Source organism: Rhodococcoides kroppenstedtii (genome assembly GCF_900111805.1).
GTDB classification, from domain to species: Bacteria; Actinomycetota; Actinomycetes; order Mycobacteriales; family Mycobacteriaceae; genus Rhodococcoides; species Rhodococcoides kroppenstedtii.
In genome coordinates this window covers 120,567-145,560 of record NZ_FOJN01000006.1, presented here as the reverse complement: position 1 = coordinate 145,560, position 24,994 = coordinate 120,567, and the positions used below count along the sequence as shown (strand labels likewise).

Sequence of the window (24,994 nt, the reverse complement as noted above, 5' to 3'; positions counted from 1 at the left end):
ACAGGCCCCCGGTCCACGACCGGGGGCCTGTCGCCGTCCGGGCGTACTGTCGCCGACGTGAGTCAGGACAGGATGCTCACCCGTATTGGGGGGCTGCTCAGGCAGGCGGAGTCCACGGACAATCCGCACGAGGCCGAGGCGTTCATGGAGGCGGCCCAGCGGCTGGCCACCGCCGCGTCGATCGATCTCGCGGTCGCGCGGTCGCACACCGCGGCGGGGCAGTCGCGCAGCGGTCCGGTGCAGCGCACGGTCGAGATCGGGGAGCGCGGCAAGCGGGGCCTGAAGACCTACGTGCGGCTGTTCGTCGCGATCGCCGCGGCCAACGACGTCACGTGCGACGTGCTGTCCACGTCCACCCAGGTCTACGCCTACGGTTTCGCCTCCGACATCGACACCACGCAGGCGCTCTACGCGTCGCTCGTCGTGCAGATGGTCCGCGCGTCCGACGCGTACATTGCCTCCGGCGCTTACCGCGAGGCCACGGTCGACCGCGTGGTGCGGCCCGCGTACGGCCGTGCGCGGGTGGAACGCAAACCGCTGGCCGCGGTCACGGCGCGGATCGAGTTCCAGTCCGCGTTCGCCGATCGGATCGGCGCGCGGCTCGCGGCGGTGAAGGAGGAGACCACCGCCGAGGCGGTGCGGACGGCGGACGCCACCACGGGCACGGCGCTGGCGTTGCGCGACAAGGATCTCGCCCTCACCGACTTTTACCGCAGCACGTCGACGGCACGCGGCCGGTGGAGAGGCAACGCCGCACCCACCAGTTTCTCGCGCGCTGCCCGACGCGCCGGAGACCACGCCGGACGGCGGGCGCGGCTCGGGACCGACGCGGAGCTCGGATCTCCGCGCGGGGCGATCGATCGCTGAGTCGCGGTGCCCGTCCGCGACTCGCAACGCGCTCGTGTGTACGAGTCGGAAACGTTGCTGCGCACCATGATCGATCGTGCCGACGCCGCGGAGGCGGGCCGGTCGGTGGAGATTGCCGGCTCGACGGTGACCCTGCCGATCGAGCGTCGGTTCGCCTCGATCGACTCGGTGCAGACCTACGTCGACGCTGTGCTCGCCCTGGAGGACGTCCGCCGTCGCTACCCCCGGGCATCGCGCCGCTGCCGGGTCCGCGCCCGCGCCGGCCAGGGCGCCGCGCACTACGAGCACGACGCGGCCGTCATCGCGGTGCCGCTGCACGTCGCCGGTCACGCGTGGGCCATGCGGGAACTGGTGGTGCTGCACGAGATCGCCCACCACCTCGAGGATCGCGATCCGGAGACCACCCCCCACGCCGCTCACGGACCGGAGTTCACGGCACGGCTGCTCGACCTTCTCGATCGGGTGGTGGGGCCCGAGGCGGCGTTCGTCCTGCGATGCATCTACGGCCGCAACGACGTCCGCGTGGGCTAACCTCGGTCGGTCGAACCGGGACGTGACGGGGTTCGCCGTCGGGGTGGAAGGGAAGTGCGATGGACGTGTGGGGGGCCGTGACCGGCACGTATCGGCGGGGAGCCGCACGATTCGACCGTGCCGGTCTGCAGCGGCCGCGTCCGGTGTCCGAGCTGATCGCGCGTGGGCACACGCTCGAGGGCTCGACGGTGCTGGTCACCGGGGCGTCGTCCGGTATCGGTGCTGCGGCGGCTCGCCGGTTCGGCGAGGAGGGCGCCACGGTGCTGCTGGTGGCGCGGTCGGCCGAGCCTCTCGACGCGATACGGCGCGAGATCGTCGACGCCGGTGGGTCGGCCGTCGCGCTGACCGCGGATCTGGCCGACGAGGACGACGCCGCCCGGCTGATCGAGAAGGTCCTGGCCGAGTTCGGTGCCCCCGACGTCGTGGTGAACAACGCGGGCCGCTCCATCCGGCGCCGCATGCTCGACTCGACCGACCGGCTCCACGACTACCGACGCACCGCGGCCATCAACTACTTCGCCCCGGTTCAGCTGACGCTGGGCTTCGCGCCGGCCATGGTGGAGCGGGGCAGCGGGCACTTCGTCAACGTCTCCACCTGGGGTGTTCCCGGCGGGGCGATGCCCAAGTTCTCCGCGTACGCGGGGTCGAAGAGTGCGCTGTCGATGTTCGGCCGGAGCATCGCGATCGAGATGGCGCGCACCGGAGTCGGCGTCACCACCGTCTACTTCCCCTTGATCCGTACCCCGATGATCGAGCCGACCGCGCGCTACCGGGACGTTCCGACCCTGTCCGCGGAGGACGCCGGGGAGTGGCTGGTCGACGCCGCCCGGTATCGACCGGCGGAGATGCTGCCGCGGTACACGCGCACGCTGCGGCGCATCGGGGCCGCCCGCGTCGAGTGGGCCGACCGGCTGACCGCGATGGCCCACCTCTGACGACGGCGGGACCGCACATGACGGGGGCAGGGAACGCCGGGGGTGGGAAGACCGCGCGTCGCCTCGGCACCTGCCCGCTCTGCGAGGCCATGTGCGGCCTCGAGTTCACCGTGTCCGCGGGCCGCATCACGAGCGTGCGCGGCGATGCCGAGGATCCGCTGTCCCGAGGCCACCTGTGCCCGAAGGCGACGGCGCTCGGTGATCTGCACACCGATCCCGACCGTCTGCGCCGTCCCCTCATCCGGGTGGGGGACACCTGGCGCGAGGCGTCGTGGGACGACGCACTGGCCCTGGTGCACCGCCGACTGGGCGACATCCGCGACCGCCACGGCCACGACGCCGTGGCGGTCTACTGGGGAAACCCGGTGGCGCACAACCTCGGTGGGCTCACCCACGGCATCGGCGGTCTGCTGCCCGAGCTGAACACCCGCAACGTCTTCTCCGCCACGTCGCTCGACTCGCGGCCGCACCTGATGGTGCACCGCGCCCTGTACGGACACCAATTGCTGGCGCCGGTTCCGGACATCGACCGCACCGACCATCTACTGCTGTTCGGGAGCAACCCGCTGGTGTCGAACGGCAGCATGATGGCCGTTCCCGACGTCGCGCAGCGGCTGCGCGACCTCCGCGCGCGGGGCGGCCGCCTCGTGGTGGTGGACCCACGCCGCACCCGGACGGCCGCCGCCGCGGACGAGCACGTCGCCGTCCGCCCGGGCACCGACGCCGTCGTCCTGCTGGCGATGATCCGCACGATCCTCGACGACGGTGTGGCGACACCCGCGTCATACGTCGACGGTCTGGGTGAGCTGGCCGCGGTCGTCGCTCCGTTCGCACCCGACCGCGTCGCGGCGCTCAGCGGTGTTTCGGCGGAGACCGTCGTCCGCCTGGCGCGGGACTTCGCCGCCGCCCCGCGCGCGGCCGCCCACGGCCGGATGGGCGTGTCCACGCAGCGATGGGGTGGGTTGTGCCAGTGGGCGATTCACGTGCTGAACATCATCACGGGCAACCTCGACCGGCCGGGCGGCACCCTGATCCCGCACCCGGCCGCCGATCTGGTGGCCACCGACTCCATGGAGGCAGGCGCGTCGGGACGCTGGCGCACGCGGGTCCGCGGGCTGCCGGAGTTCGGTGGCGAACTCCCCAGTGCCGCGCTCGCCGAGGAACTCGCCCATCCGGAGCGGCCGATCCGCGCGCTGGTGGTGATCGCCGGCAACCCGGTGCTGTCCGCACCCGGCGGCGACCGGGTTCGCGACGCCGTCGCCGGACTGGACTTCGTCGTCGCCGTCGATCCCTACCGGACCGAGACCACCCGCCTGGCCGACGTGATCCTGCCGCCCACCTCGGCGGTCCAGCGCGAGCAGGTCGACGTCTTCCACGCCCACCTGGCCGTGCGCAACACCGTCCGGGTCAACGGGCCGATCCTTCCCCGGTCCGCCGACGAGCGGCACGACTGGGAGATCTACCGCGACCTCGCCCTCGGCCTGCGACGGCGGACCCCGCGGCGCGCACGCCACCCACGGTGGCGGCTGCGCGGGGCCATGCTCCGGCTGACGCCGATGCGGACGCTGGGGCTGCTCCTCGCCGCGTCGCGACGCGGGGTGTCGCTGCGAACACTGCGGGCGAAGCCGCACGGCGTCGACCTGGGCCCGCTGGAGCCGTCGCTGCCCGCCCGGCTCCGCACACCGGACCGACGGATCCGCCTGGTGCCCCGCGCCTTCGGGGACGCGGCGCGGATCCTGGCCGGCGAACTCGACGCGCGGCCGGACCCCGCCGCACTCCTGCTGATCGGGCGTCGTCACCTGCGCAGCACCAACTCGTGGATGAACAACCTTCCCCGACTGACGAAAGGCGCATCGCGCCACCGCCTCCAGGCCCATGTCGACGATCTCGTCGCGCGCGGTCTCGTCGACGGCGACGCGGCCGTCCTGACGTCGGCGCACGGTTCGGTGACGGTGGAGGTCGAGGCCGCCGACGACCTCGCGCCCGGCGTGGTCAGCCTCCCGCACGGGTACGGCCGTGACCGCGGCGACGGGCTCACGGTCGCCGCGATGCTCGGCGGCCCCAACGTCAACGAGGTCACCGACCCGGCCTGCGTCGATCCAGTGACGGGAACCGCCGTCTTCAACGGGGTCCCGGTGACGCTGACGCGCGACTTTCCGACGCCGACGCCCGCGGCGGATTAGTGTCGGGCGGGTGGCCGACACTCGTGTGCGCATCGGAGTCCAACTTCAACCCCAACACGCCCCGGACTACGGGCTGATCCGCGATGCGGTCCTGCGCGCCGAGGACGCGGGCGTCGACGTCGTCTTCAACTGGGACCACTTCTATCCGCTGTACGGCGACCTCGACGGTGCCCACTTCGAGTGCTGGACCATGCTGGGCGCCTGGGCCGAGCAGACCTCGAACGTGGAGATCGGCGCCCTCGTCACCGGCGGCGGCTACCGCAATCCGGACCTGCTGGCCGACATGGCGCGGACGGTCGACCACATCAGCGGCGGGCGGCTGATCCTCGGCATCGGCTCCGGCTGGAACCAGAAGGACTACGACAACTTCGGGTACGACTTCGGCACCGCCGGTTCGCGACTGGCGCTGCTGAACGAGAGCCTGGCCCGCATCGCGCACCGCCTCGACGTCGGCAATCCCGCGCCCACCCGCCACATTCCGATCCTCATCGGCGGCGGCGGCGAGAAGAAGACGCTGAAGATGGTCGCGCAGTACGCGGACGTCTGGCACAGCTTCGCCGATCTCGACGCGCTGAAGCACAAGTCCGGCGTCCTCGCCGAGCACGGCGAGACCGTGGGCCGCGACGTGTCGCAGATCGAACGGTCGGTGGCCTGGCCGGGCGCGGAGACCGCGCAGGACTTCGTCGACGCCGGGGCCACCCTCTTCACCGTAGGAGTGAACGGGCCGGACTACGACCTGACCGAGCTCACCGGCGCGATCTCCTGGGCGCGGTCGCACCGGGGCTGAGCGCCGCGGGTCAGGCCGGCGGCGTGGTCTTCCCGAACAGTCCGCCGCCGCCGTGCGTGGAGGCGAACTCGTACGCGGATTCCGCGTGCTCGTGTTCGTCGATCCCGTCGACCTCGTGCTGCGGGTCCGCTCGGACCCCGATGGTCAGCTTCACCGCCGCGGCGATGGCCGCCGTCACCACGAACGAGTAGGTGAGGACGACGACGACCGCGACGGCCTGACGGCCGAGTTGCGCGAGGCCGCCGCCGTAGAGCAGTCCGTCGACGCCGGGCGGCATCGAACTGCTGGCCAGGAGGCCGATCATGAGGGTGCCGACGACGCCCCCGACAAGGTGCACCCCGACCACGTCGAGCGAGTCGTCGTAGCCGAAGCGGTACTCGAGACCGATGGCGAGGGCGCACGCGACGCCGGCGGCGGCGCCGACACCCAGCGCCCCGATCGGCGTCACGGCCGTGCACGACGGCGTGATCGCCACCAACCCGGCGACGACGCCCGACGCGGCACCGAACGACGTCGCCTTCCCGTCGCGAATCTTCTCCACCACCAGCCAGGCCACCATCGAGACCGCGCCCGCGCCCATCGTGTTGATCAAGGCCACTGCGGCGACACCGTCCGCCGCCAACGACGATCCGGCGTTGAAGCCGAACCAGCCGAACCACAGCAGGCCCGCGCCCACCATCACGGCGGGCGGGTTATGCGGTCGCATCGCCTCGCGCGGCCAGCCGCGCCGCTTCCCGACGACCACCGCGAGCGCGAGTCCGGCGGCGCCGGCGTTGATCTCGACGGCGGTACCACCGGCGAAGTCGATCGCCCTCAACTCGTTCGCGATCCACCCGCCGGTCCGCGCCGTCAGACCGTCGAGGGCGAAGACCCAGTGCGCGACGGGGAAGTACACCAGCGTCGACCACACCCCCGCGAAGACGACCCACGGTACGAAGCGCATCCGATCCGCCACCGCACCGGACACCAGGGCCACGGTGACCATGGCGAACCCGGCCTGGAACGCCACGAACACCAGCGCGGGAACGGTACCCACCAGGGGAATGTCCACCGGGCCGCTGCCGGCGGAGTAGGTGCCACCGACGAGCTCGGTCAGGCCCGCGAACTGTCGGGGGTCCCCGATCCAGCCGCCGAGGCTGCTCTCGCCGAACACCATCGAATAGCCGTAGAGGACCCACAGCACCCACACGACACCGATGGCCGACAGGCTCATCATCATCATGTTGAGCACGCTCTTCGCCCGGACCATGCCGCCGTAGAAGAAGGCGAGCCCCGGAGTCATCAGCAGCACCATCGCCGCACTCGCCAGCACCCACGCCGTGTTGCCCGCGTCCGGTGAACCCATGACCGGATAGTCGAGACCGGTGTTCATACGATCGCCTCTCGTCCCCCGGCGCCGGCCCTGCCGTCGTTCCGACCCGTCGCCCGCGCCCCGACGGAGAGTAGACCCCCGGTCACGGACGTGGAACGGCAGGAGATCACTGAGCCGAACCATTGCGTGATGACCGTTTCGGTGATTCCGGCGCAGGCGACCTACTGTTCTCGGCATGCACGCGCACCGCACGGGGCGAACGTCCGTCGCCGTGGTTCTCGTCCTTCTTCTCGCGGGTCTGCTCGCCGGGTGCGGGTCGTCGTCGGACGGCGACACCGCGGCCGCCTCCGCACCCACCGAACTCTGCGCGCCCCCAGGCGTCGAGAGTGCGTCGTCGGTGCCCACCAACTTCGACGCCGCGGCCGCCGCCGCGTCGGAGGACCGGTACACCACGCCGTCCGTGACGCCGCTCGATCGCATCGACACCGCGCAACTCGGGTTGATCACGCCGGGCACCCTCACCGTCGGCACCCTGTCCGACGCCCCGCCGAGCATCTGCGTCGACGGCTCGGGCACGTACACCGGGTACGACAACGAGCTGCTGAAGGCGGTCGCGGCGAAGCTCGGCCTGCAGGTGACGTTCTCCGGCACCGAGTTCTCCGGCCTGCTCGCGCAGGTGGCGGGGCGACGGTTCGACGTCGGCTCGTCGTCGATCACCACCACCGACGAGCGTCGCAACACGGTCGGGTTCACCAACGGGTACGACTTCGGCTACTTCTCCCTCGTCGCGAAGGCCGGCGGCCCCATCACCGCCTTCGAGGACCTCGGCCCCACCACCCGCATCGGCGTGGTGCAGGGCACGGTGCAGGACGACTACGTCGTCAACACCCTCGGCCTCGACCCGGTGAAGTTCCCCGACTACAACACCGCCTACGCGAATCTGCGCACCGGGCAGATCGACGCGTGGGTCGCTCCGTCGCAGCAGGCCGAAGGTCTGGTGAAGCCGGAGGACGGCACCGCGATCACGCAGAACACGTTCTCGCTCAACAACTTCGTCGGGTGGGCCGTCGCGCGGGACAACCAGCCGCTGATCGACGCGCTGAACTCCGGACTCGACGCCGTGATCGCCGACGGCACGTGGGCGCAGCTGTACTCGGACTGGGTGCCGCGCGAGCTGCCCGAGGGATTCAAGCCGGGCAGCAAGGCCGCCCCGCAGCCGGATCTCCCCGACTTCGCGGCCATCGCGGCGGAGAACGACGCCGCCGCCCCCGCCGCGCAGGCCGTCGCACCGAAGTCGACGCTGCAGCAGCTCGGGGACACGTTCTTCGACTGGGAGCTCTACAAGCGGGCCATCCCGGACCTGCTGAAGACCGGCCTGCCGAACACGCTGATCCTGGCGCTCGCGTCGGGCGTCATCGGCACCGTGCTCGGCATGCTGCTCGCCCTTGCGGGGCTGTCCCGCTCGCGCTGGCTGCGCTGGCCCGCGCGGGTGTACACCGACATCTTCCGCGGCCTGCCCGCCGTCGTCATCATTCTGATCATCGGTCTGGGCATCGGCCCGGTGACCAGCAGCCTGACCGGCAACAACCCGTACTGGCTCGGCGCGCTGGCGCTCTCGCTGCTGGCCGCGGCCTACATCGGCGAGATCTTCCGCTCCGGCATCCAGTCGGTCGAGCGCGGTCAGCTCGAGGCGGCGCGCGCGCTCGGCTTCGGCTACCGCGGCGCGATGCGCCTGGTCGTGGTGCCGCAGGGTGTGCGACGGGTCCTGCCGGCTCTGGTGAACCAGTTCATCTCGCTGATCAAGGACTCCTCGCTGATCTACTTCCTCGGCCTGCTCGCCACCCAGCGCGAGCTGTTCGCCGTGGGCCGCGACCTCAACGCGCAGACCGGCAACCTGTCACCCCTGGTGGCCGCCGGCCTGGTGTACCTGGCCATGACCGTTCCGCTGACCCACCTGGTCAACTACATCGACAAGCGCCTCCGCACGGGCCGTGCGGAGAAGACCCTCGACCCGGTCGAGCAGGCCATCGTCGTGGAAAGAGGCTGACATGACCACCGAGACACTCACCGGCGTCTCCCTCGCCGGACGCGACCTGCATCTGTCCTTCGGCGCCAACAAGGTCCTGCGGGGCGTGAGCATCGACGTCGCCGCCGGGTCCACCACCACCGTCATCGGCCCGTCGGGCTCCGGGAAGTCGACGCTTCTGCGCGTGCTGAACCGCCTGCACGAACCGGAGCAGGGCGACATCCTGCTGGACGGCAAGTCCGTGCTGAAGGACGACCCCGACGCGCTGCGTCAGCGCATCGGCATGGTGTTCCAGCAGTTCAACCTCTTTCCGCACCGGACCGTGCTGGACAACGTGGCGCTGGGCCCGTGGAAGCTCAAGGGGCAGAGCAAGGAGGCGGCCCGCGAGGTCGCCCTGGAGCAACTCGACAAGGTGGGGCTGAAGGAGAAGGCGGGCTCGCGTCCCGGCAACCTCTCCGGCGGTCAGCAGCAGCGTGTCGCCATCGCGCGGGCGTTGGCCATGACCCCGCAGGTCATGTTCTTCGACGAGGCCACCTCCGCCCTGGACCCGGAGCTGGTCAAGGGCGTGCTCGCGCTCATGGCCGACCTCGCGACCGGCGGCATGACGATGGTCGTGGTCACCCACGAGATGGGCTTCGCCCGCTCGGTGTCGGACCGCGTGCTCTTCATGGACCACGGCAGCGCCGTCGAGGTGGGCCCGCCCGCCGCGCTCTTCGACGACCCGGAGACCGACCGTCTCAAGCGGTTCCTCTCCGAGGTGCTCTGACAACCTGCGCCACCGCACACAGCACGCCCCGATCGGCGGTTTCCCGTCGATCGGGGCGTGTCGTGTGCAGCCAGGCAGGTCGACGCGCGAGACTCCGTGTCGCCTCCGTTCGTGACCGGCATCACACCGACTCCCGTACCGTCGAGATCGGTGCCGGCATGCGCATCCAGGCATGCCTGCACCGGCCATCGTGATCGACGAGACGGGAGAACCCATGTCGGACAACAGAGCCGTTGCCTACGCCGGAGCCGGGAAGGTCGAGGTGATCGACATCGACTTCCCCAGCTTCACCCTGCAGGACGGGCCGGGGGTGAACCCGGCGAGCGTGGGCCGCGAATGCCCGCACGGCGTCATCCTGAAAGTGGTGTCCACCAACATCTGTGGCAGCGATCAGCACATGGTGCGTGGTCGGACCACGGCCCCGGAGGGCCTGGTGCTGGGCCACGAGATCACCGGTGAGGTGGTCGAGGTGGGACCGGGCGTGGAGTTCGTGAAGGTGGGCGATCTGTGCTCGGTGCCGTTCAACATCGCCTGCGGCCGGTGTCGCAACTGCAAGGAGCGCAAGACCGGAATCTGCCTGAACGTCAACCCCGATCGGCCCGGTGCCGCGTACGGCTACGTCGACATGGGCGGCTGGGTCGGCGGTCAAGCGCAGTACGTCATGGTGCCCTACGCGGACTGGAACCTCCTGAAGTTCCCCGATCGCGATCAAGCCATGGAGAAGATCCTCGACCTGACCATGCTGTCGGACATCTTCCCCACCGGGTTCCACGGGTGCGTCACCGCCGGTGTCGGAGTGGGGTCGACGGTCTACATCGCCGGCGCCGGACCCGTCGGCCTCGCCGCGGCCGCCAGCGCCCAACTCCTCGGCGCCGCCGTGGTGATCGTCGGAGACCTCAACGAGGACCGACTCGCACAGGCGCGGAGCTTCGGTTGCGAGACGGTCGACGTGTCGAAGGGTGATCCGGCGGACCAGATCGAGCAACTCCTCGGCGTCCCTGAGGTGGACTGCGGCGTGGACGCCGTCGGCTTCGAGGCCCGCGGACACGGTGACGGTAGTGCGACCGAGGCGCCGGCCACCGTGCTGAATTCGCTGATGGACATCACCGCGGCGGGCGGATCGCTCGGCATTCCCGGCCTGTACGTCACGGGCGACCCGGGTGCATCCGACGAGGCCGCCAAGAAGGGATCCCTGTCGCTGAGCCTGGGGACCGGCTGGGCCAAGTCGCTGGCCTTCACCACCGGCCAGTGCCCCACGATGAAATATCACCGCGGGCTGATGATGGCGATCCTCCACGACCGCGTGCAGATCGCGAAGGCCGTCAACGCCCGGGCCATCGGCCTCGAGCAGGCCCCGCAGGGCTACGCCGACTTCGACCGCGGCGAGGCCACCAAGTTCGTGCTCGACCCGCACGGGTTGCTCGGCGCCGCCTGACACCTGCGCCACCGCACACAGCACGCCCCGATCGGCGGTTTCCCGTCGATCGGGGCGTTCCGTGTGCAGGCAGGCAGGTCAGCGCGCGAGGAACTCCAGCACGGCGGCGTTGAACTCGTCCGGGTGCGAGGCGTTGAACCCGTGGGGCCCGCCCTCGACCACGACGAGGGAGGAATCCGCGATGGCCTCGTGCGAGCGCCTGCCGCTGACCTCGAAGGGCACGATCGCGTCGGCGTCGCCGTGGATCACGAGGGTGGGAACGTCGATCTTCGGCAGATCGTCGCGGAAGTCGGTGTAGGAGAATGCCTTCACGCAGCCGAGCATCGCGGTGGTGGAGGCCTCCGCAGCCATGTCGACGGCGTACTGCCGGGTCTCCTCGCTGACCTTCAGCTCGCCGTTCGCGCTGAAGAAGTTGGTCGCGAAGCCGTCGATGAACGCGTTCCGATCGTTCTCCACGCCGTCGAGGAAGCCCTGGATCGTCTCGTCGTCGAGTCCGCCGTCCGGGTTGTCGTCGGTCTTGTAGAGGTACGGCGGTACCGCTCCGGCCAGCACGGCCTTGGCGACGCGCTCGCTGCCGTACTTGGCCAGGTACCGCACCACCTCACCGCCGCCCATGGAGAAGCCCACGAGGGTGGCGCCCCGCAGGTCGAGAGTCTCGAGCAGGACCGACAGGTCGGCGGCGAACGTGTCGTAGTCGTAGCCGGACTCGGGCTGCGACGAGCTGCCGAACCCGCGACGGTCGTAGGTCACCACGCGGTGGCCGGCATCGAGCAGGGAGGTGATCTGCGCTTCCCAGGACCGCGCGTTCAGCGGCCAGCCATGGATGAGCACCACGGGAGCGCCCTCGCCGCGGTCCTGGTAGTGCAGGTCGATCGGGGTGTCGTTCTCGACTCCCACCGAGAGCATGGGCATGGCGTCTCCTTCGTCGGCTACCGCTCTGCGAGCGCGTTGCCTTCGCATACCCGACGCATCGAAACGTGACACGTGTTCGCTTTCCGTTCACCTGTCGGGTTCTCCGCCGTCGCCTGCGTTCCGGCTGTCTTTTGCCTGGATTTCCTACGGTCTGCCGGTGACCACGATTCCGCTGTCCCTGCACGTCGTGCACGCCCACGACGGCCGCTCCTCGCGCTCGAACCTCACCTGCCGCTACAAGTGCGGCGACGCCTGCTTCCACGAGGTACCCAACACCTCGACCGGGGAGTACTTCGGCGACGTCGTGAAGACGGCGATGTCGCGACGCGGCATTCTCAAGGGCGGGGCGATGGCCGTGGTGGCCGTCGGCGCGACCACGGCCCTCGCGGCGTGCGGCGGCGGAAACGAGTCCGGCACGGCGACGACGGCCGATCCGTCGTCCACCCTGCCCCCCGAGCCGCGCGGTCTCGAGTTCGCCGCGGTGGCGCCCAACACCGAGGACGCCGTGGTGATCCCCGAGGGCCACGAGCAGGCCGTCGTGATCCGGTGGGGTGACCCGGTGGTCGCGGGTGCGCCGGAGTTCGACTTCGACAATCAGACCGCCGCGGCCCAGGAGAAGCAGTTCGGCTTCAACAACGACTTCGCGGGACTCCTGCCGATCGACGGGTCCAGCACGGACTACCTCCTCGTGGTCAACCACGAGTACACGACGGAACCGTTCCTCTTCCGGGGGTACGACGCCGAGAACCCCACCGCCGAGCAGGCCGCCATCGGCCTCGCCGCCCACGGCCTGTCCGTCGTGGAGGTGAAGGGCGAGAACGGATCCGGACGCCTCACGCCGCAGATGGGTCGGTACAACCGTCGCATCACCGGCACCACCGAGTTCGTGCTCACCGGTCCGGCCGCGGGTTCGGACTTCCTCAAGACCTCGGCCGATCCGACGGGCACCAAGGTCCTCGGCACGTTCAACAACTGCTCGGGCGGTCTCACGCCGTGGGGCACGGTGCTCTCCGGCGAGGAGAACATCAACCAGTACTTCGCCAACGCCGAGTCGGTGACCGATCCGACGGCGGCGGCACGTCTGGCTCGGTACGGCGTGGAAGGTGCTGCGTCCGAACGGAAGTGGGAGCGTTTCGACAAGCGCTTCGACCTGGCCCAGGAGCCCAACGAGGTCAACCGCTTCGGCTGGGTGGTTGAGGTGAACCCGTGGGATCCGACGTCGACCCCGATCAAGCACACCGCCCTCGGACGGTTCAAGCACGAGGCCGCAACCATTCACGTCACCGACGACGGCACCGTGGTCGCCTACAGCGGTGACGACGAGCGCTTCGACTACATGTACAAGTTCGTCTCGTCGCGAAAGATGATGCAGGGCACCGGACCTGCGGCCATGCGGTCCAACCTGACGCTGCTCGACGCGGGCACCCTGTACGTCGCCAAGCTCACCGGTGACTCGCCCGACGAGATCGACGGCAGCGGAACGCTGCCCGCCTCGGGCACCTTCGCCGGCAAGGGCGAGTGGATCCCGTTGCTGCGCACGGGCGAGGACGGACGCGGGGAGTCCCTCGTCGACGGCATGTCGGCGGAGGAGGTGGCGGTGTTCACCCGCCAGGCCGGGGACAAGGTCGGCGCCACCAAGATGGATCGGCCGGAAGACTTCGAGCCCAACCCGGTGACGGGCAAGGTGTACGTGGCGCTGACCAACAACTCCAACCGCGGTACCGAGGGCAAGGCCCCCGCCGACGAGGCCAACCCCCGCAACAAGAACAAGAACGGCCAGGTCCTCGAACTCGACGACGACCACGCGGGAACGAGTTTCACGTGGAACCTGCTCCTGGTGTGCGGCGACCCCGAGGCCGCCGACACGTACTTCGGCGGCTTCGACAAGTCGCAGGTCAGCCCCATCAGCTGCCCGGACAACCTCGCGTTCGACCCGGCGGGCAACCTGTGGGTCTCCACCGACGGCAACGCGCTGGAATCGAACGACGGCCTGTTCTCGGTGGTGCTCGACGGCGAGCGCCGCGGCCAGACCAAGCAGTTCCTCACGGTGCCGAAGGGCGCCGAGACCTGCGGGCCGATCGTGCAGGAGCAGCGCGTCGTGGTGTCGGTCCAGCACCCGGGCGAGCTCGACGACGCCAGCGCCGACGCTCCGGCCTCGCACTGGCCTGACGGCGGCGACTCTCAGCCGCGCCCGTCCGTCGTGGCGGTCTGGAAGATCTGATCGGCGCAGCACCCACACGTCACCCACTCGTCACCCCTCGCGGCCCCTCCTGGCGCATACTCACGGTCACGGATCGTGAGGCAACGAAGGAGGGGCCGTGGCGACGACGTCGGTGCTGGTCGGGTGGTTGCCGGACGAGGCGGGGCGCGACTCGGTGGCCTGGGCGGCGCGGGCGGCCGCGACGGCCCGCGCCGCGGAGTCCGTCGTCCGGGTGCGCTGTTGCACGGTCCTGCCCCGCACCTGGCCGTTCCCCACGTCCAACGCGGCCGACGCCGACTACCGCCGCTGGGTGCGGGAACGGGGTGACGAGTCGGTGCGCGCCGCGCACGACACCTTGACCGAGTTCCTCGACCCCGGTGAACTCGACGAGCCGGCCGCGTTCCACGTCGACAACCCGGCCGAGTCCGCCGGCCTGATCGGCGCCGCCGCCACGCACCACACCGACCTCGTCGTGCTCGGCTCCACCGACGGCCCGCCCGGCAGATTCACCAGCGGGAGCACGAGCGACGCCCTGCTCCACTCGTCGCGCGTCCCGCTCGCCCTGGCCCCCCGCGGTTACGCCGAGCGGCGTGGCCCCTTTCGCCGTCTGGCCTGCGCCTACACCGGAACCGAGGAGTCGGAGGACGCCGTCGACACCGCCGCGGTCCTGGCGGATCGGTGGGGGATTCCCCTGCACCTGGTCGCGTTCGCGCCCCGCCGTACGACGACGTTCCCACCGCTGGGCGGGTACGGCGCCGAGGATCTGGTCACCGCGCAGTGGGCCGAGCAGGCCACCGCCCTGCTGCGCGCCGCCGCGACGCGGGTTGCCGAGAGCCATCCGACCCTCGCCCCGACCTGCGCGGTCGGCGTCGGGGGAGGATGGGAGGACGTCCTCCGGTCGGTCGATCTGGGGGACGACGACGTCCTGGTCCTCGGGTCGTCCCGGCCCGGCCCGGTCGCCCGGGTCTTCCTGGGGTCGACGGCGTCGAAGATCGTCCGACACAGTCCCGTTCCGGTGATCGTGGTACCGCGGGGCAGTCGCCTCGGGTCCGCGCGCCCGGCGCACTCGTCGAAGGAGACATCATGAGCGAACGCAGTGCCTCGGGCTCCGGACGGAGCTTGCTCCGCCGTAAACCGTTGGCCGACATCGCCGCGCTGGAGACTCGGGGCGGGAGCGACCTGAAACGCTCCATGACCACGTTCCAGTTGACCTGCATCGGCGTCGGCTCGACCGTCGGCACCGGCATCTTCTTCATCTTCTCGTCGGCCGTGCCGGTGGCGGGACCCGCCGTGATCTTCTCGTTCGTCATCGCCGCGATCACGGCCGGACTGACCGCGCTCTGCTACGCCGAGCTCGCGTCGTCGATACCGGCGTCGGGATCGACGTACACGTACACCTACACGATCATCGGCGAGTTCGTCGCGATGCTCGTCGGTGCCTGTCTCATCCTGGAGTACGGCGTCTCCACGGCGGCGGTATCGGTGCTGTGGTCGCAGTACCTCAACGATCTGCTCGATCGCACCGTGGGACTTCGCATTCCCGACGTGTTGTCGCACGCACCCGGCGGGGGCGAAGGGTTCGGGGTCAACCTGCCGGCCGTGGTGCTGGTGGGCCTGTGCGCGGTGCTGCTGATCCGCGGAACCAGCGAATCGGCGCGCGCCAACGTGATCATGGTGATCGTCAAGATCGGCATTCTCGCCATGTTCGCGGTGGTGGGCTTCACCGGATTCAGCCTGGACAACCTCGAGCCCTTCGCGCCGTTCGGTGTGGCCGGTATCGGCGCGGCGTCGGGCCTGATCTTCTTCTCGTTCATCGGCCTCGACGCCGTGTCGACCGCCGGAGAAGAAGTCGAGAATCCCCGACGGACCCTGCCGATCGCGCTGATCAGCGCCCTGGTGGTGGTCACGCTGATCTACCTGCTGGTCACCCTGTCCGCCGTCGGCGCGCAGAAGTGGACCAAGTTCGAGGGCCAGGAGGCGGGCCTCGCCGAGATCCTGTCGTTCGTCACCGGCTCGAGCTGGCCGTCGATCGTGCTGTCCGCGGGCGCCGTGGTCTCGATCTTCTCGGTGACGCTGGTGACGCTCTACGGCCAGACCCGCATTCTGTTCGCGATGAGTCGCGACGGCATGGTGCCGTCGATCTTCTCCGAGGTGGCGCCGCGCAGCCTCGTGCCGGTGAAGAACACGATCATCGTGGCGTGCTGCGTGGCCCTGCTCGCCGGGCTGCTGCCGCTCGACTTCCTCGCCGACCTGGTGTCGATGGGCACGCTGGTGGCGTTCCTCGTCGTCTCCGCCGGAGTGATCGTGCTGCGGCGACGGGAACCGGACATCGACCGCGGATTCAAGGTTCCGTTCTACCCGGTGCTGCCGCTGCTCTCCATCGCCGCTTGCCTCTACCTGATCAGCACCCTCCACGTGCAGACGTGGATTCTCTTCGCGATCTGGCTCGGAGCGACGTCGGCGCTCTACTTCGGATACTCCCGGCGGCGGTCCCGGTTGGAGCCGACCGCCGGGTAGGCGCCGGGAGACACCCGCTAGCGCCCGATGGTCGCGTGCATCTCCCACACGATGACCTCGGCTGCCGACGTCGAACCGAGACGCTGACCCCCGCCGCCGGTGACGCGCACCGCGTCACCCTCGCGCAGAACCCCGACGCCCTCGAGTGACGCCTCGCCGCGCGCAACGAAGACGTGGAGGAAGGGCGCGTCGGGCAGGGTCTGCGGAACCCCGTCGGCGCGCAGGCGCGCGACGTGCATCGCGGCGTACTTGTTGCGGATGCGGATCGCGGAGTGGTCGCGGTAGGCGTCCATGCCCGACGCGACGGGAACCAGTCCGCCGGAGAGCAACTCGTCGTCGATCTCGAGTTGCTCGTATCCCGGCGTGACGCCCGCCTCGTCCGGGACCACCCACATCTGGACGAAGTGCACGGGGTCGGCGGACGAGTCGGCCGCGTCCTGTCGTCGCCACGCGTCGTTCTTCTCGGAGTGGAGAATCCCGGTGCCGGCGCTCATCCGCTGGGCCAGGCCCGGGTAGATGACGCCGTTGTGGCCGATGGAGTCCTGGTGGACCAGCGACCCCTGCAGCACCCAGGTCACGATCTCCATGTCGCGGTGCGGGTGGGTGTCGAAACCCGTTCCCGGAGCGACGATGTCGTCATTGTTGACCATGAGCACCCCGTGGTGGGTGTTGTCCGGATCGTAGTGATGCCCGAACGAGAATGAGTGGTGCGAATCCAGCCACTCGATCCGGGTGTGCGGCCGGGTGTCGGCCCGTCGCACGTCGAGCACGGGGGAGGTGGAGGCAGTCATGACGACCTTCCGGGGAGGCGCTGCAGGGGTGGCGAGGTCAGCTCGCGAGCTTGGCGGCGATGCCGGTGACGCGGGTCGCGAGGTGCTCGAGGGCGTTGCGGGTGGCGTCGTCGATCTCGTTCTTGTTCTCGGGACCGGTCACGTGGCCGACGCCGTAGGGGTTGCCGTCGGCGAACTTCAGGCCGTCGGTGTAGCCCGGGGGCACCAGCACGCCGCCGAAGTGCATCAGCGAGGTGTAGAGGTTGACGATGGTGGTCTCCTGGCCGCCGTGCGCGGTCTGGCTGGAGGTGAACGCGGCGTACGCCTTGTTCGCGAGCGCGCCCTGCGCCCAGAGGCCGCCGAGCGAGTCGATGAACGTCTGGAACTGGCTGGTGGTGCTGCCGAAGCGCGTGGGCGAACCGAAGATCACGCCGTCGGCCCACACGATGTCGTCGCCGCTGGCGGCCGGCAGGTCCTTGGTGGCCTCGTAGTTGGCGGTCCAGGCCGGGTTCTCGGCGAAGGTGGCGGGATCCTTGGTCTCGGCGATGTGGCGGACGCGGACCTCCGCGCCGGCGGCCTCGGCGGCCTTGGCGACGATGTCGGCCATCGTGGTGCCGTGGCCGGTAGCGGAGTAGTAGAGAACGGCGATCTTGGTCATGGTGTGCCTTTCTTTCCGGGGTGTTCGACGAGAATGGTTCGGGGCTAGAGGACGTGTTGGCCGTACATCTCGCCGAGCGGATCGGCGATGAGTTCGAGGCGGGCGCCGTCGGGATCGCGGAAGTAGAGGGAAACCTCGCTGTGCTCGACCAGTTCGACTCCCGCGTCGATCAGCTTGACGCGCAAATGATCCCACCGTTCCTGCTCGACACTGACGGCGACGTGATGGAGACCGCCGAGCACCTCGGCGTAGGGCCCGACGTCGAGGCCGGGGAAGTCGAAGAAGGCGAGCAGGTTGCCGTTGCCGATGTCGAAGAAGAAATGCGACGAGCCGGGGTAGTCCCGGTTCTCGATGAGTTCGGTCAGCGGGAACTCGAGGACGCCCTGATAGAACTCGATGGTGCGTTCGACGTCGCTGCTGATCAGCGCGGTGTGGTGCAGTCCGCGAGCGGACGAGGTGGGACGCGACTCGGCGGGCTGCAGGTGCAGGCCGCGCAAACGCTCGCGCTCGGACTCACCGCGAGCGGCCCGCTCGGACGTTTCGGCCGGGCCGTTGCTGTCGATACTCATCGTGTCGCCTTCCCGATCGCGGATCGTTGCGTCGTCAACGAACACCACCGTAGCGGAAATAATTGCGCCGTCAACTATCTGTCGTAGACTGGTGACATGACGACCTGGTTGACGGACGACGAACAGCTCGCCTGGCGGGCCTACCTCGACTCGACCCGGTTGCTTCTGCAGACCCTCGACCGCCAACTGGTCCGCGAGTCCGGCATCTCCTTCACCGACTTCGAACTGCTGGTCAAGCTCAGCGAGGCGCCGAACCGCAGCATGCGGATGCGCGATCTCGCCGACGCGGTGACCACCACTCGTAGCGGCGTCACGCGCGCCATCACGCGACTGGTCGACGCCGGATGGGTCGTGCGCGTGGAATGCGAGGACGACCGTCGCGGCATGTCTGCCGAGCTCACCGACGCCGGCATGGAGAAGCTGGCCGCATCGAGCCCCGGCCACGTCGACGCGGTCCGCGCGTCGATGTTCGACGTGCTCTCCCCGGACGACGTCGAGACGTTGGGCCGGGTCTACTCCGCGATGCGGACCCACATTCAGAAGAACGCCCGCCAGTAGGCTCGAGCCATGTCACCCACCGCCCTCGTCACGGGAGCCGGCCGCGGGCTCGGCGCCGGCATCGCCCGTCTGCTCGCCGCCGACCACGACGTGCTGATCGGGGGCACGACGGCCGACTCCGTGGCCGCGGTGAGCGAGGAGCTGGGAGCCACGCCGTGGCCCGTCGACCTCACGGACGCCGACGCCCTGCGGACGGCGACCGCCGACGTCGACTCTCTCGACGTCCTGGTGCACAACGCCGGCGTCGCCGACCTCGGCACGGTCGAGGACCTGACGCTCGCCGACTGGCGACACACGTTCGAGGCCAACGTCTTCGCGGTCGCCGAACTCACCCGCCTCCTGCTGCCCGCCCTGCGGCGCGCACACGGCCACGTCGTGCTGATCAATTCGGGGGCGGGTCTGCGCGCAAACCCGCGCTGGAGTGCCTACGCCGCGAGCAAGTTCGCGCTGCGCGCGTTCGGCGACGCCCTCCGCCAGGAAGAGCCCGACATCCGGGTGACCAGTGTGCATCCGGGCCGGATCGACACCGACATGCAGCGCGCGATCGTCGCGGGTGAAGGCAAGTCGTACGACGGCTCGCAGTACCTGTCCGTCGACACGGTCGCGCGTGCGGTTCGCCACGCGATCGACACCCCGGCGGACGCGCACCCGACCGAGATCGTGTTGCGCCCCCGCTGAATTCGCGGGTCAGCGATCGGCGGCCTTGACCACCAGTACGGGAACCGGGCAGTCGAGTAGGACACGCTGCACCGTGCTGCCCATGAGGAACTTGCCGACGGCGCTGCGACGCTTGGATCCGATCACCACCAGCGTGGCCCCGACCTCGGTGGCGAGATCGACGATCGCGCCCGCCTCGTCGCCGCCGTCGGGCTCGACCCGCGCCGTGAACTCCACGTCCCCGAGCACCTCGCGCACCTGCGCGTCGACGGCCTCGCGGTCGGTCGCCGTCACCTCGTCGCTGTCCAGCACCGAGAGCACCACCAGGGCGTCCCCCCGGAGTTGCGCCTCGGCGCCCCCCTTCACGAGCGCCTCGCGACCCTCGGGAGTCGAATTCATCGCCACTGCAACGGTCATGGTGTGCCTTTCGGTGTCGTCGTCGGTCCCGCCTCGGGCCGGACAGGCACCAGGGTTGCCCGAATCGGGGTGATTCGGTAGCCGTTTCGCCGAACCGGGCCGTGCACACTATGCGCACAATTCGGATTGTCTGGACCAAACGGACAGCCGGGTCATACCGTCACTGCCTGTGACCGACACCACTTCCCGAATTTCGTTCTCATGCAGATCACACTGACCCGCGCCCTGGGCGCCGTCGCCGTCGCCGCGGCCGTCACGGTGGCCGGTATCGACGCCGCCGGCAGCGCCAGCGGCTCCGACGCACGGGCGAAGCTGACCCTCATCGCCCCCGCCGCGGCGGGCGGCGGCTGGGACCTCGTGGCCCGCGAATCGCAGCAGGCGCTCCGATCGGACGGCATCGTCAACAACGCGCAGGTGGTGAACGTCCCCGGCGCCGGCGGCACCATCGGGCTGAGCCAGCTCGAGACGCTCACCGGCCAGCCGACGACGGTCATGGTCACCGGCACCGTGATGCTGGGCGGCATCGCGATCAACGACTCGCCCGTCACCCTGCAGGACACCGTGCCCATCGCCCGGCTGGCCGAGGACTTCGAAGTGTTCGTCGTCCCGCGCGACTCGCCCTACCAGGATCTCGACGACTTTCTCGAGGCCTGGCGGGCCAACCCCGGCGGTCTGCCCATCGGCGGCGGCTCGCTCGGCGGCATCGACCACATCGTGTCCGGTCAGCTCGCGCAGCAGGCCGACATCGATCCGGCCGCCATCAACTACATCGCGTTCTCCGGTGGCGGCGAGGTCCTGACGTCGTTGCTGTCGAACACCGTCGGCATCGCGGTCAGCGGGTACAACGACTTCCGCGACCAGATCGAGGCCGGCAACGTCCGGGCCCTCGCCGTCGCCGCGCCGGAGCCGGTGCCCGGCATCGACACGCCCACGTTCATCGAACAGGGGTACGACGTCGACCTGGTCAACTGGCGCGGCTTCGTCGCACCGCCCGGAGTCTCCGAGACCGACCGGCAGACCCTGATCGACATCGTCACCGAGATGGTCGACACCGAGCAGTGGGCCACCGCCGTCGAGCGCAACCGGTGGAAGGAATCCCTCCTGACCGGCGACGAGTTCGGCGAGTTCCTCGCGGTCGAACAGGACCGCATCAGCGACATCCTCCGAGAGTTGGGTCTGATATGAGCAACAGCGTGACCACCGACCCGCCGGACACCGGCACCCGGGCCGGCGCCCTCACCGGCCGCAGCGGCCTGGTGGTGCCCGCGCTGCTGGTGGCCCTCGGCCTCTTCCTGGTCTACGGCACCGTGACCATGAAGGTCCCGGACACCGCCACCTCGCCGGGCCCGCAGGTCTTCCCCGCCATCGTCGCAGGCTTCTGCTTCCTCGTCGCCGTCCTCGTCACGGTGCAGCTGATCCGTCGGCCCGAGCCCGTCGACCTCGGGGTGGACGACGACGGACGCCCGAACACCGGGACGTTCTCCAACTGGCGCAGCGTCGGCATCACGGTCGGCACCGTCGCCCTGTTCATCGCGCTGCTCGAGCCGCTCGGCTGGGTGTTGGCGGGTGCGTTCCTCTTCTGGGGCGTCTCGATCGGGCTCGGCGGACGGCGCTACGTCTTCGACGCCGCCGTCGCACTGCTCGTGTCCTCGGCGGTCCAGCTGGTCTTCTCCGGGGGGCTGGGCCTGACCCTCCCCGGCGGCATCCTCGCGGCGGTGTTCTGATGGACGCTCTGAGCAACCTCTTCGAGGGCTTCGGCACCGCCCTCACGCCCATGAACCTGGTGTGGGTCGTGGTCGGCGCGCTGCTCGGCACCGCCGTCGGCGTGCTCCCCGGCCTCGGATCCGCCATGGCCGTGGCGTTGCTGCTGCCGGTCACCTTCACCCTCGAACCGACGTCCGCGCTCATCATGTTCGCCGGCGTCTACTTCGGCGGTCTGTTCGGCGACTCGATCTCCGGCATCCTCATGAACACGCCGGGTAATTCCACGGCGATCGCGGGCACGTTCGAGGGCCATCGCATGGCGAAGAACGGCCGCGCCCCGCAGGCTCTCGCGACCTCCGCGATCGGTGCCTTCATCGGCGGCATCGTCGCCACCACGCTGGTGGTCTTCTTCGCACCGACCCTGGCCTCGTTGGCGACGAACTTCGGTCCGGCGGAGTACTTCGCCCTCGCGGTGTTCGCGTTCATCGCGACCTCCGCCGTCGTTTCCGACTCGGTGCTCAAGGGCCTGTCCGCCCTGCTCATCGGGCTCACGCTGGCCGTCATCGGTATCGACGGGCCCTCCGGCGCATCACGTTTCACGTTCGAGGTCCCGTCGCTCTTCGACGGCGTCCACATCGTCGTCATCACCGTCGCCATGCTCGCGCTCGGCGAGGTGATCCACGTGGCGTCGAAGATCGGCAAGCCCGACGACACCACGCTCATCCCGTCGAAGGGTCGGCCGTTCCTCACCCGGTCGGAGTTCCGCGAGGCGCTGCCGGCCTGGATGCGCGGCACCGCGTTCGGCGTTCCGTTCGGCGTCATTCCGGCCGGCGGCGCCGAGGTGCCCAGCTTCCTCGCCTACGGCACGGAGCGCCGTCTCGACCGTCGGCGCCCCAACCCGATGTTCGGCAAGGGTGCCATCCGCGGTGTGGCCGGGCCCGAGGCCGCGGGCAACTCGACGGCCGGCACCGCCATGGGCGCGCTCCTCGCCCTCGGTCTGCCGACCTCGGCGACCGCGGCGATCCTGCTGGCGGCGTTCCAGCAGTACGGCATTCAGCCCGGGCCGCTGCTGTTCGACCGTAACGGCGAGATCGTCTGGGCCCTCATCGCCAGCCTCTTCGTCGGCATGGTCGTGCTGTTGATCCTCAACCTGCCGTTCGCTCCCCTGTGGGCTCAGCTGCTCCGCATCCCGAAGAACTACCTGTACGCCGGCATCACCGTCTTCGCCTCGCTGGGTGTGTACGCCTCGTCCGCCTCCGTGGTCGACCTGATGTTCATGCTCGGACTCGGCGTCATCGGTTTCATGTTGCGACGCTTCGGTATTCCGTTGGCGCCGGTGCTGATCGCCGTCATCCTCGGCCCGCTCGCGGAGGACTCGCTCCGCCGCGCCCTGGCCGTCAGCGAGGGCGACGCCACGATCCTGATCGGCAGCGGCATCACCGTCGTGCTCTACACGCTGATGATCATCGCGGTCGTGTTCTCCGCGGTGACCAAGGTGCGGTCCCGGCGGCGGGTGGACTTCTAGCTCGATCCTCACGCGCGCAGGCTGTCACCGCGGGTCGGTGGCAGCCTGCGCTGCGTCGGGGGCAGCCTGCGTGTCGTCGGGGAGACCTGCCTCCGTGCACACAGGACGGCCGGATCTCCGGGATCCCGCCCGTTCGACGGACCTGTGTGCAGCGGGGCAGGTCTGGGACACTCGGCCGGTGCGGATACGACGTGAGCAGCCCTCCGACCGCCCCGATGTCCTGCGCGTCGTGCACGAGGCGTTCGAGAGCGGCCCCGACGAGCCCGGGGAAGTGGCGCTGACCCGAGCCCTGTTCGACGACCCCGGGCACATTCCCGAGTTCTCCCTGGTTGCTGTGGTGAGCGGGGACGTGGCCGGCTACGTGATCGGCACCCGCGGGTACATCGGCGACACACCCGCCGTCGGCATCGCACCGCTGGCCGTGGCCCGGGCGCACCAGCGGAGGGGCGTGGGGTCGGCGCTGATGTGGGCGCTGATCGGGGCGGCGCAAGCACGGCACGAACCGGCCCTGGTTCTGCTCGGCGAGAACGCGTACTACGAACGGTTCGACTTCGCCCCCGCATCCCGGAACGGCATCGAGGCCCCGGTCGCCTCGTGGGGGCGGCACTTCCAGGCACTCGTGCTCACCGACAACCCGGTGGCTGGCCGGTTCCGGTACGCGGCGGCCTTCGGCCTCTGAGCTCCGAGCCCGACTTGCCTCCGAGCCCGACCTGCCTCCGTGCACACAGGACGGCCGAGTCGCCGGGATCCCGCCCGTGCGGTCGACCTGTGTGCAGCCACGCAGGTCCGGCGGGCGCAGTTCACCCCACCGTCACCGCGGTGTGGCTGACTGGGTCGTATGACCTACGACGCGAGCTTCCTCGGGACCGCCGACGCCCTCCCGATCCCGTCGCGGGACGGCCTGGTCATCCTCGACTACACGCACTTCGCGGTGTCGATGGACACGAGACGAAGGCTGGCCGCCGTGACCGCGGTGAACATCGACGGCAGCGATCTGCGGGACGTCGAGCGAGGTGACGACTGGCGGCTCGACCCCCGACTTCCGGAGACGCAGCAGGCGGGACCGGAGCTGTACTCCGCCAACGACCTCGATCGCGGTCACCTGGTTCGACGCCGCGATCCGGTGTGGGGCGAGGACGCCGAGCGCGCCAACGCCGACACGTTCCACTACACGGTGTGCGCCCCGCAGACGGCGACCCTCAATCAGTCGAAGACACTGTGGCTCGGCCTCGAGGACTACGTGTTGGACCACGCCCGGCAGTACGGGGAACGGCTCTCGGTGTTCACGGGGTGCCTGTTCGAGTCGGACGATCCGGTGTACCGGGGTGTCTCGATCCCCCGACGGTTCTTCAAGGTCGCGGCGTGGGCACAGGAGGAGAGCCTCGCCGCCACCGGATACGTGCTCGACCAGACGGCGTCACTCGGTCCGATTCGGGAGCGCGGCGTCCGGGCCGCGGACGTCCCCCCGCTCGGGGCGTACCGCACCTACCAGGTGCCGATCGCGGACATCGCCGCCGCAACCGAACTCGCCATGCCGCTGCTCGTAAACGCGGACCGTCTCGCCCCGGTTCCCGCCGCCCGGCCCACACCATGGATCGAGCTGACCGGCCCGGAGGACCTTCGGCTGGAACGGTGACGGGAATGGCGACCGCAGCGCGGGGGTTC

At 69.9% G+C, this 24,994-nt stretch carries 24 protein-coding genes; 18 read left to right on the top strand and 6 right to left on the bottom strand.

Annotation, left to right across the window (positions count from 1 at the left end; genetic code table 11):
• Nucleotides 1–57 precede the first annotated feature (57 nt).
• The 5 genes from BMZ18_RS09220 to BMZ18_RS09200 are packed head-to-tail and all read left to right on the top strand — an operon-like array spanning nt 58 to nt 5,303.
• Complete coding sequence (locus BMZ18_RS09220; RefSeq protein WP_068364984.1) at nt 58–867, top strand: DUF2786 domain-containing protein; 810 nt, start codon at nt 58–60, stop codon at nt 865–867.
• 6 nt (nt 868–873) lie between these two features.
• Entirely contained in the window at nt 874–1,398 is a 525-nt protein-coding gene (locus tag BMZ18_RS09215) for a TIGR04338 family metallohydrolase (RefSeq protein ID WP_068104488.1), read from the top strand.
• A gap of 59 nt (nt 1,399–1,457) precedes the next feature.
• On the top strand, nt 1,458–2,333 hold the full coding sequence (locus BMZ18_RS09210; protein ID WP_082895131.1) for an SDR family NAD(P)-dependent oxidoreductase: 876 nt from the start codon (nt 1,458–1,460) through the stop codon (nt 2,331–2,333).
• A 17-nt stretch (nt 2,334–2,350) separates the two neighbouring features.
• A complete protein-coding gene (locus BMZ18_RS09205) occupies nt 2,351–4,516 on the top strand; it encodes a molybdopterin-dependent oxidoreductase (RefSeq protein ID WP_068364981.1) in 2,166 nt (721 codons plus the stop codon).
• Between the two features lie 10 nt (nt 4,517–4,526).
• Nucleotides 4,527–5,303, top strand: coding sequence for an LLM class F420-dependent oxidoreductase (locus BMZ18_RS09200; RefSeq protein WP_068364978.1), 777 nt, complete (start codon nt 4,527–4,529; stop codon nt 5,301–5,303).
• A 10-nt stretch (nt 5,304–5,313) separates the two neighbouring features.
• Here the strand turns inward: BMZ18_RS09200 and BMZ18_RS09195 are convergent, their stop codons facing one another.
• Entirely contained in the window at nt 5,314–6,675 is a 1,362-nt protein-coding gene (locus BMZ18_RS09195; protein WP_068364975.1) for an ammonium transporter, read from the bottom strand.
• Nucleotides 6,676–6,850: 175 nt separating this feature from the next.
• Between BMZ18_RS09195 and BMZ18_RS09190 the strand changes: the two genes are divergently transcribed.
• From BMZ18_RS09190 to fdhA, 3 genes are all read left to right on the top strand, one after another.
• Complete coding sequence (locus BMZ18_RS09190; protein WP_068364972.1) at nt 6,851–8,662, top strand: ABC transporter substrate-binding protein/permease; 1,812 nt, start codon at nt 6,851–6,853, stop codon at nt 8,660–8,662.
• 1 nt (nt 8,663) lies between these two features.
• On the top strand, nt 8,664–9,407 hold the full coding sequence (locus BMZ18_RS09185) for an amino acid ABC transporter ATP-binding protein (protein WP_068364969.1): 744 nt from the start codon (nt 8,664–8,666) through the stop codon (nt 9,405–9,407).
• A gap of 214 nt (nt 9,408–9,621) precedes the next feature.
• The gene (gene fdhA, locus BMZ18_RS09180) at nt 9,622–10,842 is read left to right on the top strand and encodes a formaldehyde dehydrogenase, glutathione-independent (protein WP_068106673.1); all 1,221 of its coding nucleotides are present in this window, start codon (nt 9,622–9,624) and stop codon (nt 10,840–10,842) included.
• Between the two features lie 78 nt (nt 10,843–10,920).
• Here the strand turns inward: fdhA and BMZ18_RS09175 are convergent, their stop codons facing one another.
• Nucleotides 10,921–11,754 (bottom strand): alpha/beta fold hydrolase, encoded by an 834-nt coding sequence (locus BMZ18_RS09175; protein WP_068364966.1) that lies wholly within the window; start codon nt 11,752–11,754, stop codon nt 10,921–10,923.
• A gap of 166 nt (nt 11,755–11,920) precedes the next feature.
• Between BMZ18_RS09175 and BMZ18_RS09170 the strand changes: the two genes are divergently transcribed.
• The 3 genes from BMZ18_RS09170 to BMZ18_RS09160 all read left to right on the top strand — a co-directional run bounded on the left by BMZ18_RS09170 (nt 11,921) and on the right by BMZ18_RS09160 (nt 16,471).
• Nucleotides 11,921–13,975 carry a PhoX family protein gene (locus BMZ18_RS09170; RefSeq protein WP_371828495.1) on the top strand — a complete coding sequence of 685 codons (2,055 nt, stop codon included), beginning with the start codon at nt 11,921–11,923 and terminating at the stop codon, nt 13,973–13,975.
• 97 nt (nt 13,976–14,072) lie between these two features.
• Nucleotides 14,073–15,041, top strand: a complete 969-nt coding sequence (locus BMZ18_RS09165; RefSeq protein ID WP_068364959.1) for a universal stress protein — start codon at nt 14,073–14,075, stop codon at nt 15,039–15,041.
• Complete coding sequence (locus BMZ18_RS09160; RefSeq protein WP_068364955.1) at nt 15,038–16,471, top strand: amino acid permease; 1,434 nt, start codon at nt 15,038–15,040, stop codon at nt 16,469–16,471. Before BMZ18_RS09165 ends, BMZ18_RS09160 begins: the two co-directional genes overlap by 4 nt.
• Before the next feature lie 17 nt (nt 16,472–16,488).
• Here BMZ18_RS09160 and BMZ18_RS09155 read toward each other — a convergent pair whose 3' ends face one another.
• Genes BMZ18_RS09155 through BMZ18_RS09145 form a run of 3 tightly spaced genes read right to left on the bottom strand, consistent with a single transcriptional unit; the run spans nt 16,489 to nt 18,468 of the window.
• Nucleotides 16,489–17,262, bottom strand: a complete 774-nt coding sequence (locus BMZ18_RS09155; protein WP_068364952.1) for a pirin family protein — start codon at nt 17,260–17,262, stop codon at nt 16,489–16,491.
• Between the two features lie 37 nt (nt 17,263–17,299).
• Nucleotides 17,300–17,899 (bottom strand): NAD(P)H:quinone oxidoreductase, encoded by a 600-nt coding sequence (wrbA, locus tag BMZ18_RS09150; RefSeq protein WP_068104466.1) that lies wholly within the window; start codon nt 17,897–17,899, stop codon nt 17,300–17,302.
• A gap of 44 nt (nt 17,900–17,943) precedes the next feature.
• Complete coding sequence (locus BMZ18_RS09145; protein WP_068364987.1) at nt 17,944–18,468, bottom strand: VOC family protein; 525 nt, start codon at nt 18,466–18,468, stop codon at nt 17,944–17,946.
• 96 nt (nt 18,469–18,564) lie between these two features.
• On the opposite strand from BMZ18_RS09145, the gene BMZ18_RS09140 reads away from it, so the two are divergent.
• Together BMZ18_RS09140 and BMZ18_RS09135 are read left to right on the top strand one after the other, a co-directional pair.
• Nucleotides 18,565–19,026, top strand: coding sequence for a MarR family winged helix-turn-helix transcriptional regulator (locus tag BMZ18_RS09140; RefSeq protein ID WP_068104464.1), 462 nt, complete (start codon nt 18,565–18,567; stop codon nt 19,024–19,026).
• Nucleotides 19,027–19,035: 9 nt separating this feature from the next.
• Nucleotides 19,036–19,704, top strand: a complete 669-nt coding sequence (locus BMZ18_RS09135; protein ID WP_068364948.1) for an SDR family oxidoreductase — start codon at nt 19,036–19,038, stop codon at nt 19,702–19,704.
• A 9-nt stretch (nt 19,705–19,713) separates the two neighbouring features.
• Here the strand turns inward: BMZ18_RS09135 and BMZ18_RS09130 are convergent, their stop codons facing one another.
• The gene (locus BMZ18_RS09130) at nt 19,714–20,100 is read right to left on the bottom strand and encodes a universal stress protein (protein WP_068364945.1); all 387 of its coding nucleotides are present in this window, start codon (nt 20,098–20,100) and stop codon (nt 19,714–19,716) included.
• 201 nt (nt 20,101–20,301) lie between these two features.
• On the opposite strand from BMZ18_RS09130, the gene BMZ18_RS09125 reads away from it, so the two are divergent.
• The 5 genes from BMZ18_RS09125 (at nt 20,302) to BMZ18_RS09105 (ending at nt 24,965) form a co-directional block, all read left to right on the top strand.
• The gene (locus tag BMZ18_RS09125; RefSeq protein WP_068104458.1) at nt 20,302–21,285 is read left to right on the top strand and encodes a Bug family tripartite tricarboxylate transporter substrate binding protein; all 984 of its coding nucleotides are present in this window, start codon (nt 20,302–20,304) and stop codon (nt 21,283–21,285) included.
• Nucleotides 21,286–21,293: 8 nt separating this feature from the next.
• Nucleotides 21,294–21,824 (top strand): tripartite tricarboxylate transporter TctB family protein, encoded by a 531-nt coding sequence (locus BMZ18_RS09120; protein ID WP_235606364.1) that lies wholly within the window; start codon nt 21,294–21,296, stop codon nt 21,822–21,824.
• Complete coding sequence (locus BMZ18_RS09115; RefSeq protein WP_068104454.1) at nt 21,824–23,329, top strand: tripartite tricarboxylate transporter permease; 1,506 nt, start codon at nt 21,824–21,826, stop codon at nt 23,327–23,329. The genes BMZ18_RS09120 and BMZ18_RS09115 overlap by 1 nt, the downstream gene beginning before the upstream one ends.
• Before the next feature lie 178 nt (nt 23,330–23,507).
• Nucleotides 23,508–24,008 carry a GNAT family N-acetyltransferase gene (locus tag BMZ18_RS09110; RefSeq protein WP_068364944.1) on the top strand — a complete coding sequence of 167 codons (501 nt, stop codon included), beginning with the start codon at nt 23,508–23,510 and terminating at the stop codon, nt 24,006–24,008.
• Between the two features lie 159 nt (nt 24,009–24,167).
• On the top strand, nt 24,168–24,965 hold the full coding sequence (locus BMZ18_RS09105) for a DNA/RNA non-specific endonuclease (RefSeq protein WP_068364941.1): 798 nt from the start codon (nt 24,168–24,170) through the stop codon (nt 24,963–24,965).
• Nucleotides 24,966–24,994 lie beyond the last annotated feature (29 nt).

What these genes read in the sequence shown, in the direction of transcription:
- BMZ18_RS09140 (WP_068104464.1), top strand. Translation starts at nt 18,565, where the DNA reads ATGACGACCTGGTTGACGGACGACGAACAGCTCGCCTGGCGGGCCTAC.
- BMZ18_RS09175 (WP_068364966.1), bottom strand. Translation starts at nt 11,754, where the DNA reads ATGCCCATGCTCTCGGTGGGAGTCGAGAACGACACCCCGATCGACCTG.
- BMZ18_RS09190 (WP_068364972.1), top strand. Translation starts at nt 6,851, where the DNA reads ATGCACGCGCACCGCACGGGGCGAACGTCCGTCGCCGTGGTTCTCGTC.
- BMZ18_RS09185 (WP_068364969.1), top strand. Translation starts at nt 8,664, where the DNA reads ATGACCACCGAGACACTCACCGGCGTCTCCCTCGCCGGACGCGACCTG.
- BMZ18_RS09115 (WP_068104454.1), top strand. Translation starts at nt 21,824, where the DNA reads ATGGACGCTCTGAGCAACCTCTTCGAGGGCTTCGGCACCGCCCTCACG.
- BMZ18_RS09160 (WP_068364955.1), top strand. Translation starts at nt 15,038, where the DNA reads ATGAGCGAACGCAGTGCCTCGGGCTCCGGACGGAGCTTGCTCCGCCGT.
- BMZ18_RS09130 (WP_068364945.1), bottom strand. Translation starts at nt 20,100, where the DNA reads ATGACCGTTGCAGTGGCGATGAATTCGACTCCCGAGGGTCGCGAGGCG.
- BMZ18_RS09135 (WP_068364948.1), top strand. Translation starts at nt 19,036, where the DNA reads ATGTCACCCACCGCCCTCGTCACGGGAGCCGGCCGCGGGCTCGGCGCC.
- BMZ18_RS09145 (WP_068364987.1), bottom strand. Translation starts at nt 18,468, where the DNA reads ATGAGTATCGACAGCAACGGCCCGGCCGAAACGTCCGAGCGGGCCGCT.
- BMZ18_RS09195 (WP_068364975.1), bottom strand. Translation starts at nt 6,675, where the DNA reads ATGAACACCGGTCTCGACTATCCGGTCATGGGTTCACCGGACGCGGGC.
- wrbA (WP_068104466.1), bottom strand. Translation starts at nt 17,899, where the DNA reads ATGACCAAGATCGCCGTTCTCTACTACTCCGCTACCGGCCACGGCACC.
- BMZ18_RS09125 (WP_068104458.1), top strand. Translation starts at nt 20,302, where the DNA reads ATGCAGATCACACTGACCCGCGCCCTGGGCGCCGTCGCCGTCGCCGCG.
- BMZ18_RS09105 (WP_068364941.1), top strand. Translation starts at nt 24,168, where the DNA reads ATGACCTACGACGCGAGCTTCCTCGGGACCGCCGACGCCCTCCCGATC.
- BMZ18_RS09155 (WP_068364952.1), bottom strand. Translation starts at nt 17,262, where the DNA reads ATGACTGCCTCCACCTCCCCCGTGCTCGACGTGCGACGGGCCGACACC.
- BMZ18_RS09210 (WP_082895131.1), top strand. Translation starts at nt 1,458, where the DNA reads ATGGACGTGTGGGGGGCCGTGACCGGCACGTATCGGCGGGGAGCCGCA.
- fdhA (WP_068106673.1), top strand. Translation starts at nt 9,622, where the DNA reads ATGTCGGACAACAGAGCCGTTGCCTACGCCGGAGCCGGGAAGGTCGAG.
- BMZ18_RS09205 (WP_068364981.1), top strand. Translation starts at nt 2,351, where the DNA reads ATGACGGGGGCAGGGAACGCCGGGGGTGGGAAGACCGCGCGTCGCCTC.